Source organism: Streptococcus oralis, from assembly GCF_001588645.1.
GTDB lineage: Bacteria > Bacillota > Bacilli > Lactobacillales > Streptococcaceae > Streptococcus > Streptococcus oralis_AB.
Genome location: NZ_LAYF01000021.1, coordinates 1 through 17,315 on the forward strand (window position 1 = coordinate 1; position 17,315 = coordinate 17,315).

A 17,315-nucleotide genomic window follows, 5' to 3' on the forward strand; every position below is an offset into this window, starting at 1 on the left:
AACCATTCGAAACAACACAGCTCTAAAACGTACGGTAGGACCTTTTAGGGTCTTAATTAGTTTTGGAACCATTCGAAACAACACAGCTCTAAAACGCTATTACAAGGTCAGGTTTTGGTAATTTGGTTTTGGAACCATTCGAAACAACACAGCTCTAAAACATGTCAATAAGGTCGTCGCGGTCAATTGATGTTTTGGAACCATTCGAAACAACACAGCTCTAAAACGTATTTGTAAAGCCGTTCAATTTCCCAGTAGTTTTGGAACCATTCGAAACAACACAGCTCTAAAACAGCCGCCTGTAGGCCTCGCTTCATCGATTGGTTTTGGAACCATTCGAAACAACACAGCTCTAAAACGCGAAGTTCTAAATATATCGCCTAGAGCTTGTTTTGGAACCATTCGAAACAACACAGCTCTAAAACCGACATGGCCGAAGCGATGAAGTATGTCGCGTTTTGGAACCATTCGAAACAACACAGCTCTAAAACAGAAGTACACCAGATTTTTTCAACTCAGCGGTTTTGGAACCATTCGAAACAACACAGCTCTAAAACAAACACATTCATCTTCTGAAGTGGTTTTGCGTTTTGGAACCATTCGAAACAACACAGCTCTAAAACTTGGTGTCTCAGCAGGAACTGTCGGTGTCTGTTTTGGAACCATTCGAAACAACACAGCTCTAAAACACAGTTTTTTGAGGCTTCATTACGGTTTTAGTTTTGGAACCATTCGAAACAACACAGCTCTAAAACCTCGTGGAAAAATTTTTCTTACGAAATTTCGTAATCGCGCCATTCGTCCCAGCTAGACTTCAGTTCGTCAGGTTCCAATTGTTACTCTTATTATACCATATTTTCAGGGTTCAAGAAATAGTCTTGATCCAGCACATATTGCGGGAAATCATAGACTTTTCGAGGTTCAACAAATAAGACTCTCAGTTGATTGAGTTGGATATACTCTATCAGATTTACTAACTCATCCTCTGATAGATAGGCGGTCGCATTGATGAAAACAAGGAGTTTCTTTTTGGAAAGATATTTAAAAACTTGGACAATTTCTAACATTTTTTCGAAAGGTGTATCACTCAGAGTTTCAACTTTGACTCCTAACGCATCAATCAACTCTAGGATGGTAATTTCATCGTATTCCAGGTCTAGTTCATTTTCTAAGCACTCAAATGCCAGCAATTCTGTAATCGTAGCAACTAGCTTTTCAATCATGGATTTGACTTCTGGTTTGTCATTGAGTTGATTTTCAAGATCTGCATGTATCAGCTTGAGCATGGCAGGTGAGTTTAGATTGTATCCTAAGACATCCGTTATCACTAGTAACTCGGCCTCTTTCATAGCTTTTAGATTTCTATCAAACAACTTTAACTCTCCATCATCAGTGTACTGGTAGAACTGCTTGACGATAGTCGAAAAGGTAAACTGGTCTTCCAGGACTAAAAAGGTTGCATTTTCAATAGCCAATGGTTCATCCAATAATGGGAAATTAATCTTCATCTCCAGGCTCCTCTCCTAGAAAAACTAAACGTGCGTCGGAGTTTGCTACGCTGGTATTTCGCTCGCCATTTAAGTAAATCATACGAGAAAACTGCTTTTCTGTAACGGTTAAGAGAGTAATGTTTCCTTTTTTAGGATTATGAGTCTTGAGTCGCTCAATCATGGCGTTATTAGCAGAGTTGTTGAGCAAGAGCTTGCTATAGATGGAGAATTGGTGCATAATAAATCCCTCATCTATGAGGAACTTGCGAAATTTCCGATAGGCCTTGCGTTCCTCTACGGTATCAACGGGCATATCAAACATTAAAATCATACGCATATATCGATAACTCATATCCTAAACTCAGGAACTCCTTTCTCTGGTTGATTGAGAGCTTGGATAACTTTCTTAGTATAGTCGCTGACGATATTGGACAGGTACATATCTTTGCCATTGTAGTGGAAGGTGTCTGAGAAAATAGTAAAAAGCTCTCGTTTGATTTTGACAAAAGAACTGTTTCGATTTTCATAGACGATTCTGTCAATAATCGGACGGAAAGGCTCCATAATATCGCTAGCGAGGTTGAATTGATTAAACTGATTAGCATGTTTCAATCCAAACTGAGTCATACAACCAGACAACACAATTTCACGCGCAAACATACTCAAAATTAAGGTGTAACCATAGTCCAAGGCAGCATTGACATCATTATCTTGTTCACGGCTAAAATCGTTTCCAAACAAGGTGTTAAAATAAATCCGAGCAGCATGACCCTCACGATTGCTAGGATCAAATAAATCCAACCCATGATAGAGATCGATGACTGACTGGCTCTTTTCCAGAAAACCACAACTCCCCAGATAAAAAGCCTGATTGAGAATCTTTTGTGCAATGATGGTTGTCCAGATTTCCGCCTTTACATCTTCATTCCAAGCAATTTGCCGAGAGAGTTGCAAACTGGAATCGTGCCGACCGTAGTAGGGCATTAGGTATGCCGTTGGCAAGCGTTTGTCATCACAAAAGATGACTAGAATATTTTCATCCACCAAACGTTTAATCAGCATAGTGGAGAGAACGATATCCGTCGTCTCTAAAAGTAGGATGTCCACCTCGGACAGGTGAATCAACTCTGTCCGAGAGGCATCTTTAAAAATCAAGTGATTGTTCTTGTAGGAGAGCTTAGAGTGCGTATTGACAACAACGGTTCTCCATCCCATTAGTCTTCTCCCAGTTTGCTTAAGTCAATCCGAGTCTCATAAAGACCAGTGATGGATTGGTGGATGAGGGTGGTATCTAAAAATTGTGAATTTGGCTTATATCTTACACTTGATTGACTAATTTCAACACCAAGGAATTTAAAGGCTCCAGGAGCTCCAAATGAGGTGAGTTTCAAGAGCGAGATAAAGGATTCGCTTAACTGATAAATATCGTTATCGGCTTGCTCAAATGCTTGGTGTAATAATGACTCAACATTTGGTTTTTGGATGTATTTTTTAGATAAAGAAATGATTATTGTTAGTAATTCTTTAAATTCATTTTGATGTGCTTCTACATACTGTTTATGAATTGGTTCACTAAATTTATTAATTCGCTGTGCGTGGTAAAGCAAAGCGGTGAAATGGTAAGGTAAAATCAATTCGTTACCTTTTTGCAACTCAATAGAGCTTGCTAATAATCTTCGTTGTCCACCATTGAACTCAAAGAGACTATACTTAGGTAGTTTTATAATAAGATTAGGATTGATATTTTTATATCCACATTCTTCAAGGTAGGCGATTGGATTTGCTTCAAATTTCTTTTTATCTTGAATGGTTATTCCAACCATCTCTTTGATTCTCTTTAATTTTTTGGTCTTTCCTTTTTCAATATCTGCTATAACAAGAACTGAATAAGCGATTGTAGGTCTTGCATAGCCACCATACTTTTCAGGTGATAGACCAGATTTGATAGGGATTAGTTTACTTGCGTCAACTACTTTTTCCTTGGACACAATATTGTTATCAAACAGACCACCATTTTGTCCAACGGTTTGTTCTTCTGTCTTCTTAACAATATTCACCTGTGGATAGGAAAGTACTTTTTTGATGGTTGCGAAATCTTTTTCCTTATTCCAAGCGATTTCTCCAGTATCCTTGGAGTATTCGATATTCTCTCTTTTTACGATAGTTCCGTCTGCGTAATGCACCTCTTCTTTGAAGAAGTTCAACAAGTTTGAGTAGAAGAAATATTTTTCAGTTGCTTTTTCAATGTCTTTAGGGTCTTTGGATCTTGAGATGTATCTCTTAAGATCGTTCTTTTGATAGTCACCATAGACGAATTCAGGCTCTAGTTTAGGATATTTCTTAAGGATAGCCTTAGCAACCACTGCATTTAAATAGGCATCATGCGCGTGGTGGTAGTCATTGATCTCCCGCACCTTGTATAACCTAAATTCTTTACGGAAGTTGGAAACCAGGTTGGATTTCAAAGTGATGATTTTGACATTACGGTTCTTCTTATCCTTCTCAGTCACTTCTTTATTGAAACGGGCATCCAAAATCTGTGCAACATGTTTTGTGATTTGACGTGTTTCAACTAACTGGCGTTTGATAAAGCCAACTTTATCAAGCTCATTTAGCCCGTCTCGCTCTCGCTCTGCTTTGGTTAGATTATTAAATTTACGTTCTGAAATCAATTTAGAATCCAATAATTGTTGCCAAAAGGCTTTTCTTTTTTGAACGACTTCTAGGCTAGGAACATTATCGGATTTCCCACGATTATCCTTTGAACTAGTTAAGACACGGTTATCAAGCGAATCATCCTTGATAAAGGCCTGTGGGACGATATGGTCAATGTCATAGCTGCTCAGTTGGTTGATGTCAAGAGGTTTCCCAGTATACATATCCCTCCCATTTTGGAGATAGTAGAGGAAGAGACGGTCATTTTGAAGTTGAATATTATCTGTAGGATGTTCTTTTAATATATTTGAATCAAGCCCAGGTGCTAAATTTTTTAGTGCATCTTCAATGCGCTTATATCTTTGTTGAGAATTCTTTTTACCCTTGGTAGTTGTCTGATTTTCTCGTGCCATCTCAATCACAATGGACTCGGGAGCATGGCCCATAACCTTGACAAGTTCATCAACAATCTTGATACTTTGTAAAATTCCCTTTTTAATGGCAGGGCTTCCTGGGAGTTCTTGGACGACTTGCTTCACATCATCTGTCTTGCCAACCACTTGTGCTTTTTGGATAATTTCTTTGAAGGAAAGTCCGTCATCGTTGATTAACTGCATAAAGTTGCGATTGATTTTACCGTCATCAATCAGATAATCAAGAATCGTTTTGCCAGTTTGTTTATCACAGATACCGTTAATCAGCTTGGCAGAGAGTTTCCCCCAACCAGTATAATGTCGACGAGTTAGTGCCTTGATGACTTTCTCATCAAAGAGAGAGTCGTATTGAGCAAGACGTTGCTTGATCATCTCACGATCTTCAAAGATAGTTAGCGTGTGGACGATATTCTCAAGAATTGCTTCATTCTTAGGGTCATCCATAAACTCTTTATCCTTGATAATCTTGAGTAAATCATGATAAGTAGAAAGACTAGCGTTAAATTGTTTTTCAATTCCTTTTAGTTCGATTCCATCGTAGCCATCAACATTGTGTAGATAATGAATGATGTCTTTTTCACTTACTTTTCTTTTATCCTCGGCTTTAAAAAATGTATAAAAAATATCTTTCTTTTGCTTTTTGTCTAAAAACTGATACCTTGTTAAACCTTCTGCAATAAATTTTACTTTTGTTAATTCATTATAGACAGCAAATGTTTCATACAAGAGACTGTGCTTAGGCAAAACTTTTTCCTCTGGTAAATACAAGTCATAGTTAGTCATCTTATTGATGAAGTCTTCCGCAGAGCTTGCTTTATCAACAATTTCTTCAAGATTCCAAGGTCTTATTGCTTGGTCAGAATTTCGAGTAAGCCAAGCAAAATCACGATTGCCACGAGCCAATGGGCCAACGTAGTAAGGAATACGGAAAGTTAAGATTTTCTCTATCTTTTCTTTATTGTCCTTCAGAAATGGATAATATTCTCCTTGCCGACGGAGAATGGCATTCATTTCTTGAAGGTGAATTTGATGAGGAATAGAACCATTATCAAAGGTGCGTTGTTTTCTCAAAAAATCTTCACGTTCGATTTTATCAAGGAAATAATCTGTTCCTTCGAATTTAGAGAGAAGATTTTTGATATATTTGTAAAATGTTTCTTGAGTGGTCTTGCCATCGATATATCCAGCATACCCATCTTTAGATTGGTCAGAAAAAACTTCATCATATTTTTCTGGAAGATTGTTTTTGATGAATTGTTTTAAAGCTGCCAAGTCTTCTTCATGTTCTTTGAATCGTATGACCATTTTTGTTGATAAAGGCGCATGTGGTGATTCGTCTGAAACGATACCTGCTAATAAGATACCATCACTTAGATTTTTCACTGCAGAAAAGAGTTCGATGAAATTTTCTCCGATTAGTACAAGGAGATTTCCAAGATCTTCTTCATAGCTCTCTGATGATATTTGTAATTTAGCATCGTTCTCTAAGCTAAAATTTGTTTTAAAATTAGGTGTCAATCCTAGAGCTAGTCCAATTAAATTACCAAATAAGGTATTCTTCTTTTCACTCGGGTAGTTCTTAAGAAGTTGTTCCTGTTTTTCGGACTTAGGGATTTTAGCAGTTAGAATTTCTGTGACATTCAGTTTGATTTTGGAAAGGGAGGTTTCTTGAACATTATCAAATTCTTCAACGAATTTTTCAAACAGTCCTTGTATGTCATTATTTTGAACTTTAAACTTGGGATCATCAATCAAAAAATGTCCGCGGTATTTAATCATGTGAGCAAGAGCTAGATAGATCAAACGCAAATCTGCTTTTTCATTTGCCTCGGCCAGTTGCTTTCTCAAATGATAGATAGTTGGAAATTGCTTATGGTATTCTTTTTCTTCTGCCAAGGTAGCAAAAATAGGATACTTACTACCTCGCTTATCGTCAGGAACTAAAAAGGAGTCCTCTAATCGATGAAAGAAACTACTATCCACCTTGTTCATTTCCTCAGTAAAAATTTCTTGAAGATAGCGAAGACGATTTTTCCGACGGGTATAGCGACGACGTGCAGTTCGTTTGAGGCGTCTATCCTCAGCAGTAGTCCCCTCATCAAATAATAAAGCTCCGATGAGATTTTTCTTGATAAAGTGTTTATCAGTATTACCCAGAACTTTCATCTTTTTCGATGGTACCTTATAGTCATCTGTAATGACGGCCCATCCAACGCTGTTAGTTCCGATATCGAGTCCAATAGAGTAAGGTTTATTGCTCATTTAGTCTTCTCCTTTGAGTTATACTCTTTAAGTTCTTATTAGTGAACGCTAATATATTAACTTTAACTAAATTATATATCTTTTGACTATTAAAATCAAGAAATTGTAAAACGTTTTCATTGTGTAAATTTTTAAATCGTTATAAAATGAAATGTTATTCTATTTCATATAGATTCCTTCTTGCAATTTTTAAAAGAATAGTATACAATACAATTGTTGGAACTATTCGAAACAACACAGCAAGTTAAAATAAGGCTTTGTCCGTACACAACTTGAAAAGTGAGCACCGATTCGGTTGCTAATAAGTCATCTGCAAAGATGGCTTTTTTTATTGCAAGCTTCAACAAAAAAGCCCTTAATTAAGAGCTTTGTTTTTATTCTATTCCCCCCCAGCTAACTCTTTCCCAAGTTGGATGAGGTAGTCTTTCAAGTCGTCTTTGACTTGTGGATGTTTGAGAGCGTAGTCGATGGAGGTTTTCATAAAGCCAAACTTGTCTCCGACATCGTAACGAGCCCCCTTGAACTCACGAGCAAATACACGTTGTGTTTTATTGAGGGTGTCGATTGCATCTGTCAGCTGAATTTCATTTCCTGCACCTGGAGCTTGGTTTTCGAGGATTTGGAAGATTTCAGGTGTGAGGAGGTAGCGTCCAATAATAGCAAGGTCGCTAGGAGCATCCTCTGGTGCTGGTTTTTCAACAAAGGTTTCAACACTGTAAAGACCATCTTTTCCTTCGCCTTGCGGAGCAATAACCCCGTAAGCAGATACTTCGTCATGAGGGACTGGCATGACAGCGATAGTAGACGCGTGGGTACGCTCGTAGTCATCCATGAGTTGTTTGGTAAGTGGAACAGCCTTTTCGTCTGTGATATCCATCAAGTCATCACCAAGCATAACGACAAAAGGTTCATTTCCAACGAAAGCCTTGGCTTGCAAAACAGCATCTCCGAGACCACGTGGATGCGTTTGGCGGATAAAATGCAGGCGCATGCCAGTTGTTTCATCAACTAGCTTCAGAAGATCTGTTTTCCCTTTTTCTTTGAGGTTGTATTCCAATTCAAAGTTTGAGTCGAAGTGGTCCTCAATGGAACGTTTTGACTTACCTGTAACAACCAAGATATCTTCGATACCAGATTTGAGAGCTTCTTCAACGATAAACTGGATAGTTGGCTTGTCTACGATTGGCAACATTTCCTTGGCCAAGGCCTTAGTTGCTGGGAGGAAGCGAGTTCCCAATCCAGCGGCTGGGATGACTGCTTTTCTGACTTTTTGTTTCATAAATGTTCCTTTCTATAAGGGTCTAAGACCATTCGTTTTCTGCTTTGAATTCATTGTTCATGATGTCATTGATGGCTTCTTTGATGTTGACACCTTCGTAGATAACTCGATAAATAGCCTGTGTGATTGGCATGTAGACACCCAATTCCTGAGCCAGTTCGTAAGCTGCTCGAGTTGTTGAAATGCCTTCAATGACCATGCCCATGTTTGCTTCGATGTCTGCTAGGGATTCTCCACGGCCGAGAGCATCACCGGCTCTCCAGTTACGAGAGTGGACAGATGTCCCCGTTACGATCAAGTCACCGACTCCAGAAAGACCGCTGTAAGTCAGAGGATTTGCTCCAAGAGCTACCCCTAGTCGGGTGATTTCTGCTAATCCTCGAGCGATGATGGCTGCCTTGGCATTGTCGCCAAATCCTAGACCATGCAATGCTCCTGCACCAACGGCAATGATGTTTTTAAGAGCACCAGCGGTTTCAACACCTATAACATCCGTATTGGTATAGAGGCGGAAGTAGTGGTTGCTAAAGAGATTTTGGACGTACTGGGCAGTTTCAAGATCTTTGGAGGCTGCCGTAATCAAGGTGATATCGCGTACAATGGTTTCCTCAGCGTGACTAGGTCCTGAAACAACAACGACTTCACTACGAAGGTCAGCTGGGATTTCCTCTTCAAGAATAGTTGATAGACGTTTGTGGCTATCTGGTTCCAATCCTTTGGAGGCATGCATGATGACAACCTTGTGATTGAGTACCTTTGCTACATGTTGGGCAACCAGTCTCGTTACTTTTGTTGGGACTACAAATAGAACAGCATCCACATCCTTTAGTGTTTCTTCTAAGTCATGATAGGCTTTTATCTTTTCGTCGAGTAGGATATCTTTGAAATAGCGTTTGTTTGTATGCTGGTTATTAATTTCATCGATTTGTTCAGGGACATTTCCCCAAATGCGAACTTCGTGTCCATTGTCGTTTAGGACCTGCGAAAGGGCAGTTCCCCAAGAACCAGGACCCAAGACAGCGATGGTTTGTTTCTTCATCTTTTCCTCCTTGTAAGAGTTCTTCCTTTCATTTTACCATAAAAAGCCTTTTCATGCATCTGCTGTGGGTGAAAGCGTATTATTTTATAATAAGTAGACTTTTTTGACAAGAGTTCTCTTTTTTGCTAGAATAACATCAATATGAACGAATGAGAAGGAGCTGACGCAGGATGTCGCTCCCTTTATCTATTTTATTAGGAGGAATTATGCTCATTAAAAAAATAAAAACCTATAAATGGCAGGCCTTGGCATCTCTGATGATGACAGGCTTGATGGTTGCGAGCTCGCTCTTGCAACCGCGCTATTTGCAAGAGGTGTTAGAGGCATTGTTGGCTGGTCAACATGAGGCTATTTATAGTATTGGCGCTTGGCTGATAGGAGTAGCCCTCGTGGGTCTGGTTGCAGGTGGAGTCAATGTAACGCTTGCTGCCTATATTGCTCAAGGAGTGTCTTCGGACCTTCGTGAAGACGCTTTTCGCAAGATTCAGACTTTTTCTTATGCCAATATCGAGCAGTTTAATGCCGGCAACCTTGTCGTCCGTATGACCAATGATATTAACCAAATTCAGAACGTGGTGATGATGGCTTTTCAAATCCTCTTCCGTCTCCCTCTTCTTTTTATCGGTTCCTTTATCTTGGCGGTTCACACTCTTCCGTCACTTTGGTGGGTGATTGTCCTCATGGTGCTCCTAATCTTTGCACTAACTGCCATCATGATGGGGATGATGGGGCCACGATTTGCTAAGTTTCAAACCCTTCTTGAACGGATTAATGCTATCGCCAAGGAAAATCTACGTGGTGTGCGCGTGGTCAAATCCTTTGTACAAGAAAAAGGGCAGTTTGCCAAGTTTACCGAAGTCTCAGACGAGCTTCTCGGACAAAATCTCTATATTGGCTACGCCTTCTCGGTAGTAGAACCCTTCATGATGCTAGTCGGCTATGGCGCAGTCTTTCTCTCTATCTGGCTGGTGGCCGGCATGGCGCAGTCAGATCCGTCTGTAGTGGGCTCGATTGCTTCCTTTGTCAACTATCTCAGCCAGATTATCTTTACCATTATCATGGTTGGATTTTTAGGAAATTCTGTCAGCCGTGCCATGATTTCCTTGCGTCGTATCCGTGAGATTCTAGATACCGACCCAGCGATGACCTTTAAAGATCTCCCAGATGAAGAGTTAGAAGGAAGTCTCTCTTTTGAAAATGTGACCTTTACCTATCCCAATGATGACGAGCCTATGCTGAAGAATGTAACCTTTGATATTGCGCCTGGTCAGATGGTCGGTGTGGTTGGAGCGACTGGAGCAGGGAAGTCTACCTTGGCTCAGTTAATTCCACGACTGTTTGATCCGCAGGAGGGATCTATTAAGATTGGTGGCAAGGATATTCGAGACGTCAGCGAGGGAACCTTGCGTAAAACAGTTTCCATTGTCTTGCAACGTGCTATTCTCTTTAGCGGGACCATTGCAGATAATCTTCGTCAAGGAAAAGGCAATGCTAGCGTGTCAGAAATGGAACGTGCAGCAAGGATTGCCCAAGCCAGTGAATTTATCGGACGCATGGAAAACAAATTTGAGAGTCAGGTCGAAGAACGTGGCACCAATTTTTCTGGTGGACAAAAGCAACGGATGTCGATTGCTCGTGGGATTGTTAGCAATCCCCGTATCCTGATTTTTGACGATTCGACTTCGGCCTTGGATGCCAAGTCAGAGAGGCTCGTGCAGGAGGCTTTGAACAAAGATTTGAAAGGGACAACAACCATTATCATCGCTCAAAAGATCAGTTCAGTCGTCCATGCAGACAAGATTTTGGTCTTGGACCAAGGGTGTCTGATTGGAGAAGGAAGGCATGCAGACTTGGTAGCTAACAATGCCGTCTACCGCGAAATCTACGAAACACAAAAGGGAAAGGAGGAATAAAATGAAAACCGTTCGATTTTTCTGGAATTATTTTAAAGCCTACAAGCTCTCCTTTGTCATTGTGATCCTGATGGTTGCGGTTGCGACGATTGCCCAAGCCCTCTTCCCTGTTTTTTCAGGCCAAGCAGTCACGGAGCTAGCTAACCTAGTTCTAGCTTATCAAAATGGGACTTCTGAACTAGCCTGGCAGAGTTTATCAGCTCTGATGCTGAATCTAGCTCTGGTTGTCCTTGCCTTAGTGGTATCCAGTTTGATTTACATGACCTTGATGACCCGTGTGATTGCTGAGTCAACAAATGAGATGCGTAAGGGCCTCTTTGGCAAACTTTCTCGTTTAACGGTTTCTTTCTTTGACCGCCATCAGGATGGCGATATCCTTTCTCGTTTCACGAGTGACTTGGACAACATCCTTCAAGCCTTCAATGAAAGTCTAGTTCAGGTTATGAGCAATATTGCTCTTTACATCGGTTTGATTTTTGTCATGTTTTCAAGAAATGTGACGCTAGCCCTGATAACAGTAGCCAGCACCCCAGTAGCCTTTCTCATGTTGGTTTTCATCGTGAAAATGGCCCGCAAGTACACTAATCTCCAGCAAAAAGAGGTAGGGAAACTCAACGCCTACATGGACGAGAGTATTTCTGGACAGAAAGCTGTTATCGTGCAAGGAATTCAAGATGACATCGTAGCAGGCTTTGTGGAGCAAAATGAGCGCGTGCGCAAGGCAACCTTTAAAGGGAGAATGTTCTCAGGCATTCTCTTTCCTGTTATGAATGGGATGAGCCTGGTCAATACGGCCATCGTTATTTTTGCAGGTTCTGCGGTCCTGCTGAACGATCCAAGTATCGAAACAACGACAGCCCTAGGTTTGATTGTCATGTTTACCCAATTTTCTCAGCAGTACTACCAGCCAATTATCCAGGTGGCTGCGAGTTGGGGGAGTCTCCAGTTGGCCTTTACTGGAGCGGATCGTATCCAAGAAATGTTCGATGCAGAAGAAGAGATTCGTCCGCAAAATGCGCCTGCCTTTACGGAATTGCGAGAAGGCGTTGAAATCAGTCACATTGATTTCTCTTATGTGCCAGATAAGCCGATTTTAAAAGATGTTAGCATTTCAGCTCCTAAGGGGCAGATGATAGCAGTTGTCGGTCCGACTGGCTCAGGGAAAACGACCATCATGAACCTCATCAATCGTTTCTACGATGTGGATGCAGGCAGCATTTGCTTTGATGGAAAAGACATCCGTGACTACGACTTGGACAGCCTGCGGAGCAAGGTCGGGATTGTCTTGCAGGATTCGGTCTTGTTTAGTGGAACGATCCGAGACAATATCCGTTTTGGTGTGCCAGATGCCAGTCAGGAAATGGTCGAAGCAGCTGCCAAGGCAACTCATATTCATGACTATATCGAAAGCTTGCCTGATAAGTATGATACCCTTATTGATGATGAGCAAAATATCTTCTCGACTGGTCAGAAACAATTGATTTCCATCGCTCGGACCTTGATGACAGATCCTCAAGTCCTAATTTTAGATGAAGCGACTTCTAATGTGGATACCGTAACAGAAAGCAAGATTCAACATGCCATGGAGGCAGTAGTAGCAGGTCGAACCAGTTTTGTCATTGCCCATCGTCTCAAGACCATCCTCAATGCCGATCAGATTATTGTCCTCAAAGATGGAGAGGTCATTGAACGCGGAAATCATCACGAGTTGCTCAAGATCGGCGGTTTCTACTCAGAACTGTATCACAATCAATTTGTCTTCGAATAGAAAAGTTGTCCTCGTTGGGCAGCTTTTTCTTGTCCATAAAAAATACTTATCACGGTCTTTAAAAAAACATATTAGACAGGAAAGGGGTGGAGTGATAAGATAAGACTGTCGCAAGAAAATCGAAAGGAGACACATCATGGCTAGAACGGTTGTAGGAGTTGCTGCGAATCTATGTCCTGTAGATGCAGAAGGGAAAAACATCCACTCATCTGTATCCTGTAAATTTGCAGAGAGCATTCGTCAAGTCGGCGGTCTCCCCTTGGTTATCCCTGTTGGTGATGAGTCCATTGTTCGCGATTATGTGGAAATGATTGACAAACTCATCTTGACAGGTGGGCAAAATGTCCATCCTCAGTTTTATGGAGAGAAAAAGACCATTGAGAGCGATGATTACAACCTTGTACGCGATGAGTTTGAACTAGCTCTCTTGAAAGAAGCGCTCCGTCAGAATAAACCAATTATGGCAATCTGTCGTGGAGTTCAGCTGGTCAATGTTGCTTTTGGTGGCACCCTCCACCAAGAAATTGAAGGTCACTGGCAAGGCTTGCCTTTTGGAACATCTCATTCTATTGAGACAGTAGAAGGAAGCGTGGTGGCTAAGTTGTTCGGCAAAGAAAGCCAAGTCAACTCAGTCCATCGACAAAGTATCAAAGACCTAGCGCCTAATTTCCGTGTGACGGCTGTAGATCCGCGAGACCAGACGGTGGAAGCGATTGAGTCTATCGACGAGCATCGTATCATTGGTTTGCAGTGGCATCCAGAGTTTTTGGTCAATGAAGAAGACGGCAATTTAGAACTGTTTGAGTATTTATTAAATGAATTGTAACGGTTAGAATCTCTAGCCGTTTTTATTCGTCCTATCAGATTTTTTGTATTTTAGCGTTTTTACGCAAACGTTTGAATTCTGATAAAAATTGGGCAAAATCAATAAAAAAGCTTGAAAAAATCGAAGGCAAGCGTTATGATAGAAAAGAAGAAATATTGGAGGATTATCATGTCACATATTAAATTTGATTATTCAAAAGTTTTAGACAAATTTGTTGCCCCACATGAAGTGGAATACATGCAAGCACAAGTAACAGCTGCAGACGAATTGATTCGTAAAGGAACTGGTGCTGGTAGCGACTTTTTGGGTTGGTTGGACCTTCCTGAAAACTACGACCGCGAAGAATTCGACCGCATCTTGAAAGCTGCTGAGCAAATCAAATCAGACAGCGATGTTTTGGTGGTGATCGGTATCGGTGGATCATACCTTGGTGCCAAAGCAGCAATCGACTTCTTGAACCACCACTTTGCAAACTTGCAAACAAAAGAAGAACGCAAAGCGCCACAAATCCTTTACGCTGGAAACTCAATTTCATCTACTTACCTTGCTGACTTGGTAGAGTATGTTGCTGACAAAGACTTCTCAGTAAACGTGATTTCTAAATCAGGTACAACAACTGAACCAGCCATTGCTTTCCGTGTCTTCAAGGAACTCTTGGTTAAGAAATACGGTCAAGAAGAAGCCAACAAACGTATCTATGCCACAACTGACCGCCAAAAAGGTGCTGTTAAGGTTGAAGCAGATGCCAACGGTTGGGAAACATTTGTTGTTCCAGATGACATCGGTGGACGCTTCTCAGTATTGACAGCAGTTGGATTGCTTCCAATTGCAGCATCAGGTGCAGACATCAAAGCCCTCATGGAAGGTGCGAATGCAGCTCGTAAAGATTACACTTCAGACAAGATTGCTGAAAATGAAGCTTACCAATACGCAGCAGTTCGTAACATCCTTTACCGTAAAGGCTACGCTACTGAAATCTTGGTAAACTACGAACCATCACTTCAATACTTCTCAGAATGGTGGAAACAATTGGCTGGTGAGTCAGAAGGAAAAGATCAAAAAGGGATTTACCCAACTTCAGCAAACTTCTCAACTGACTTGCACTCGTTGGGACAATTTATCCAAGAAGGAACTCGTATCATGTTTGAAACAGTTGTTCGTGTTGACAAACCACGTAAGAACGTGATCATTCCTACTTTGGAAGAAGACCTTGACGGACTTGGTTACCTTCAAGGAAAAGACGTTGACTTTGTAAACAAAAAAGCGACTGACGGTGTTCTTCTTGCCCACACTGACGGTGATGTACCAAACATGTACGTGACTCTTCCTGAGCAAGACGCTTTCACTCTTGGTTACACTATCTACTTCTTCGAATTGGCTATCGCCCTTTCAGGTTACTTGAATGCCATCAACCCATTTGACCAACCAGGTGTTGAAGCCTACAAACGTAACATGTTTGCCCTTCTTGGAAAACCAGGATTTGAAGAATTGAGCAAAGAGCTTAACGCACGTCTATAATAGAAGAAAAGAGTGGCTTGCCCACTCTTTTTACTCCCTTTATTCGTAGACATTGGACTCAGGCGAGACTTGTGATATAATATAGAAAGCAAAAAGGCAGACGCCTAGAGACTTTATAGGAGAAACTATGTCAAAAGATATCCGCGTACGCTACGCACCAAGTCCAACAGGACTACTACACATCGGAAATGCCCGTACAGCATTGTTTAACTACCTTTACGCACGCCATCATGGTGGAACTTTTATCATTCGTATCGAAGATACTGACCGTAAGCGCCATGTTGAGGATGGTGAACGTTCTCAGCTTGAAAATCTTCGCTGGTTGGGCATGGATTGGGATGAGAGCCCAGAAACTCATGAAAATTACCGCCAATCAGAGCGTTTGGAACTCTATCAAAGATACATCGACCAATTGCTAGCTGAAGGAAAAGCCTACAAATCATACGTTACAGAAGAAGAGTTGGCAGCTGAGCGCGAACGCCAAGAAGCAGCTGGCGAAACACCACGCTACATCAATGAATACCTTGGCATGAGCGAAGAAGAAAAAGCAACTTACATCGCAGAACGTGAAGCAGCTGGTATCATCCCAACTGTTCGTTTTGCTGTCAATGAGTCTGGTATCTACAAATGGCATGATATGGTCAAAGGTGATATCGAGTTTGAAGGTGGTAATATCGGCGGTGATTGGGTAATCCAAAAGAAAGATGGCTACCCAACTTACAATTTTGCCGTTGTTATTGATGATCACGATATGCAAATCTCTCATGTTATCCGTGGAGATGACCACATTGCCAACACACCCAAACAGCTTATGGTTTATGAGGCTCTTGGTTGGGAAGCTCCAGAGTTCGGTCACATGACTTTGATTATCAACTCTGAAACGGGTAAAAAATTGTCTAAACGTGATACCAATACCCTTCAGTTTATCGAAGACTACCGTAAAAAAGGCTATTTGCCAGAAGCCGTCTTTAACTTTATCGCCCTTCTTGGTTGGAACCCAGGTGGCGAAGATGAAATCTTCTCTCGTGAGGAATTGATTAAACTCTTTGATGAAAATCGTCTCAGCAAATCTCCAGCAGCCTTCGACCAGAAGAAACTGGACTGGATGAGCAACGACTACATCAAGAGAGCCGATCTAGCTACTATCTTTGAAATGGCTAAACCTTACTTAGAAGAAGCAGGGCGTTTGACTGACAAGTCTGAAAAAATGGTAGAACTCTACAAACCACAAATGAAATCAGTGGATGAAATCGTTCCATTGACAGATCTTTTTTTCTCAGATTTCCCAGAGTTGACAGACGCTGAGCGCGAGGTCATGGCAGGAGAAACCGTTCCGGTTGTTCTAGAAGCCTTCAAAGCGAAACTAGAAGCAATGACAGATGAGGAATTTGTGACAGAAAACATCTTCCCACAAATCAAAGCAGTTCAAAAAGAAACAGGTATTAAAGGGAAAAACCTCTTCATGCCGATTCGTATTGCCGTTTCAGGTGAAATGCATGGACCAGAATTACCAGACACCATTTTCTTACTCGGACGTGAAAAGTCAATCCAGCATATTGAAAACATGCTGAAAGAGATTTCTAAATAAAAAGGACTTCCGATGGATACATGGGAAAAAATGTATGAAGAAGCACGAACACTATACAATCCCCACGAAGTTTCTGACTTTGTTTATGCTAACCATGTTGTTGCTGCGGTAGAAGCAGAAGATGGTCAGATCTTCACAGGATTTTGTATGGAGGGAACTTGTGGCGTTTTTCATCTCTGTGCAGAATGAGCAGCTCTCTTCAATATGTATCAATTTTCAGGACAAACTAAAGTTAAGAAAATCCTCGCCTTTCGAGATAAACCTCCCTACGGAGAAGGATCAGGTATGCCCTGTGGCGCTTGCAGAGAATTTCTCTTAGAATTGAATGCTGAGAATAAAGAAGCAGAGTTCATGATGGACTACGAAACAAGAAAAACAATTAAGGTTGCCGAGTTGATTCCTTACTGGTGGGGAGAGGAACGTGCGACTAATTGGAAAGATAAATAAAGGGAGTCAGTTTAACTGGCTCTTTTCCCTAATCTTTTCAGAATTTCGGTAAAGAGGAAAAAAGTTCTTGACAAAGGTAAAAAAGTAGGTATAATA

Annotated in this window: 11 protein-coding genes, 1 pseudogene and 1 CRISPR repeat array; of the genes and pseudogenes, 6 read left to right on the top strand and 6 right to left on the bottom strand. The window is 41.1% G+C overall.

What is annotated here, in order from left to right; all coding sequences use genetic code 11:
• Positions 1-59 precede the first annotated feature (59 nt).
• Positions 60-755: a CRISPR direct-repeat array (repeat unit 36 nt; unit sequence GTTTTGGAACCATTCGAAACAACACAGCTCTAAAAC).
• 90 nt (positions 756-845) lie between these two features.
• The 6 genes from csn2 to A0739_RS09495 form a co-directional block, all read right to left on the bottom strand.
• Complete coding sequence (gene csn2, locus A0739_RS09470; protein ID WP_061587799.1) at positions 846-1,508, bottom strand: type II-A CRISPR-associated protein Csn2; 663 nt, start codon at positions 1,506-1,508, stop codon at positions 846-848.
• Entirely contained in the window at positions 1,498-1,842 is a 345-nt protein-coding gene (gene cas2 / locus A0739_RS09475; protein ID WP_061587800.1) for a CRISPR-associated endonuclease Cas2, read from the bottom strand. The genes csn2 and cas2 overlap by 11 nt, the downstream gene beginning before the upstream one ends.
• Positions 1,839-2,705 carry a type II CRISPR-associated endonuclease Cas1 gene (gene cas1, locus A0739_RS09480; protein WP_000539860.1) on the bottom strand — a complete coding sequence of 289 codons (867 nt, stop codon included), beginning with the start codon at positions 2,703-2,705 and terminating at the stop codon, positions 1,839-1,841. Before cas1 ends, cas2 begins: the two co-directional genes overlap by 4 nt.
• Positions 2,705-6,841, bottom strand: a complete 4,137-nt coding sequence (gene cas9 / locus A0739_RS09485; protein ID WP_061587801.1) for a type II CRISPR RNA-guided endonuclease Cas9 — start codon at positions 6,839-6,841, stop codon at positions 2,705-2,707. Before cas9 ends, cas1 begins: the two co-directional genes overlap by 1 nt.
• 379 nt (positions 6,842-7,220) lie before the next feature.
• Positions 7,221-8,120, bottom strand: a complete 900-nt coding sequence (gene galU, locus A0739_RS09490) for a UTP--glucose-1-phosphate uridylyltransferase GalU (RefSeq protein WP_049490103.1) — start codon at positions 8,118-8,120, stop codon at positions 7,221-7,223.
• A 22-nt stretch (positions 8,121-8,142) separates the two neighbouring features.
• Positions 8,143-9,159, bottom strand: coding sequence for an NAD(P)H-dependent glycerol-3-phosphate dehydrogenase (locus A0739_RS09495; RefSeq protein ID WP_061587802.1), 1,017 nt, complete (start codon positions 9,157-9,159; stop codon positions 8,143-8,145).
• A gap of 206 nt (positions 9,160-9,365) precedes the next feature.
• Here A0739_RS09495 and A0739_RS09500 point away from each other — a divergent pair, with 206 nt between their 5' ends.
• The 6 genes and pseudogenes from A0739_RS09500 (at position 9,366) to A0739_RS10685 (ending at position 17,219) form a co-directional block, all read left to right on the top strand.
• Positions 9,366-11,072 carry an ABC transporter ATP-binding protein gene (locus A0739_RS09500; RefSeq protein ID WP_061587803.1) on the top strand — a complete coding sequence of 569 codons (1,707 nt, stop codon included), beginning with the start codon at positions 9,366-9,368 and terminating at the stop codon, positions 11,070-11,072.
• Between the two features lies 1 nt (position 11,073).
• Positions 11,074-12,840 carry an ABC transporter ATP-binding protein gene (locus A0739_RS09505; RefSeq protein ID WP_061587804.1) on the top strand — a complete coding sequence of 589 codons (1,767 nt, stop codon included), beginning with the start codon at positions 11,074-11,076 and terminating at the stop codon, positions 12,838-12,840.
• A 136-nt stretch (positions 12,841-12,976) separates the two neighbouring features.
• Positions 12,977-13,666 carry a gamma-glutamyl-gamma-aminobutyrate hydrolase family protein gene (locus tag A0739_RS09510; protein ID WP_000124757.1) on the top strand — a complete coding sequence of 230 codons (690 nt, stop codon included), beginning with the start codon at positions 12,977-12,979 and terminating at the stop codon, positions 13,664-13,666.
• 168 nt (positions 13,667-13,834) lie between these two features.
• Entirely contained in the window at positions 13,835-15,184 is a 1,350-nt protein-coding gene (locus A0739_RS09520) for a glucose-6-phosphate isomerase (RefSeq protein ID WP_000018244.1), read from the top strand.
• A gap of 127 nt (positions 15,185-15,311) precedes the next feature.
• Positions 15,312-16,772, top strand: coding sequence for a glutamate--tRNA ligase (gene gltX, locus A0739_RS09525; protein ID WP_061587806.1), 1,461 nt, complete (start codon positions 15,312-15,314; stop codon positions 16,770-16,772).
• 12 nt (positions 16,773-16,784) lie between these two features.
• Positions 16,785-17,219, top strand: a pseudogene (locus A0739_RS10685) (cytidine deaminase family protein).
• The last annotated feature ends 96 nt before the right edge of the window (positions 17,220-17,315 follow it).

Coding starts and splice junctions, on each gene's coding strand:
- csn2 (WP_061587799.1), bottom strand. CDS start 1,508: ATGAAGATTAATTTCCCATTATTGGATGAACCATTGGCTATTGAAAAT.
- cas2 (WP_061587800.1), bottom strand. CDS start 1,842: ATGAGTTATCGATATATGCGTATGATTTTAATGTTTGATATGCCCGTT.
- cas1 (WP_000539860.1), bottom strand. CDS start 2,705: ATGGGATGGAGAACCGTTGTTGTCAATACGCACTCTAAGCTCTCCTAC.
- cas9 (WP_061587801.1), bottom strand. CDS start 6,841: ATGAGCAATAAACCTTACTCTATTGGACTCGATATCGGAACTAACAGC.
- galU (WP_049490103.1), bottom strand. CDS start 8,120: ATGAAACAAAAAGTCAGAAAAGCAGTCATCCCAGCCGCTGGATTGGGA.
- A0739_RS09495 (WP_061587802.1), bottom strand. CDS start 9,159: ATGAAGAAACAAACCATCGCTGTCTTGGGTCCTGGTTCTTGGGGAACT.
- A0739_RS09500 (WP_061587803.1), top strand. CDS start 9,366: ATGCTCATTAAAAAAATAAAAACCTATAAATGGCAGGCCTTGGCATCT.
- A0739_RS09505 (WP_061587804.1), top strand. CDS start 11,074: ATGAAAACCGTTCGATTTTTCTGGAATTATTTTAAAGCCTACAAGCTC.
- A0739_RS09510 (WP_000124757.1), top strand. CDS start 12,977: ATGGCTAGAACGGTTGTAGGAGTTGCTGCGAATCTATGTCCTGTAGAT.
- A0739_RS09520 (WP_000018244.1), top strand. CDS start 13,835: ATGTCACATATTAAATTTGATTATTCAAAAGTTTTAGACAAATTTGTT.
- gltX (WP_061587806.1), top strand. CDS start 15,312: ATGTCAAAAGATATCCGCGTACGCTACGCACCAAGTCCAACAGGACTA.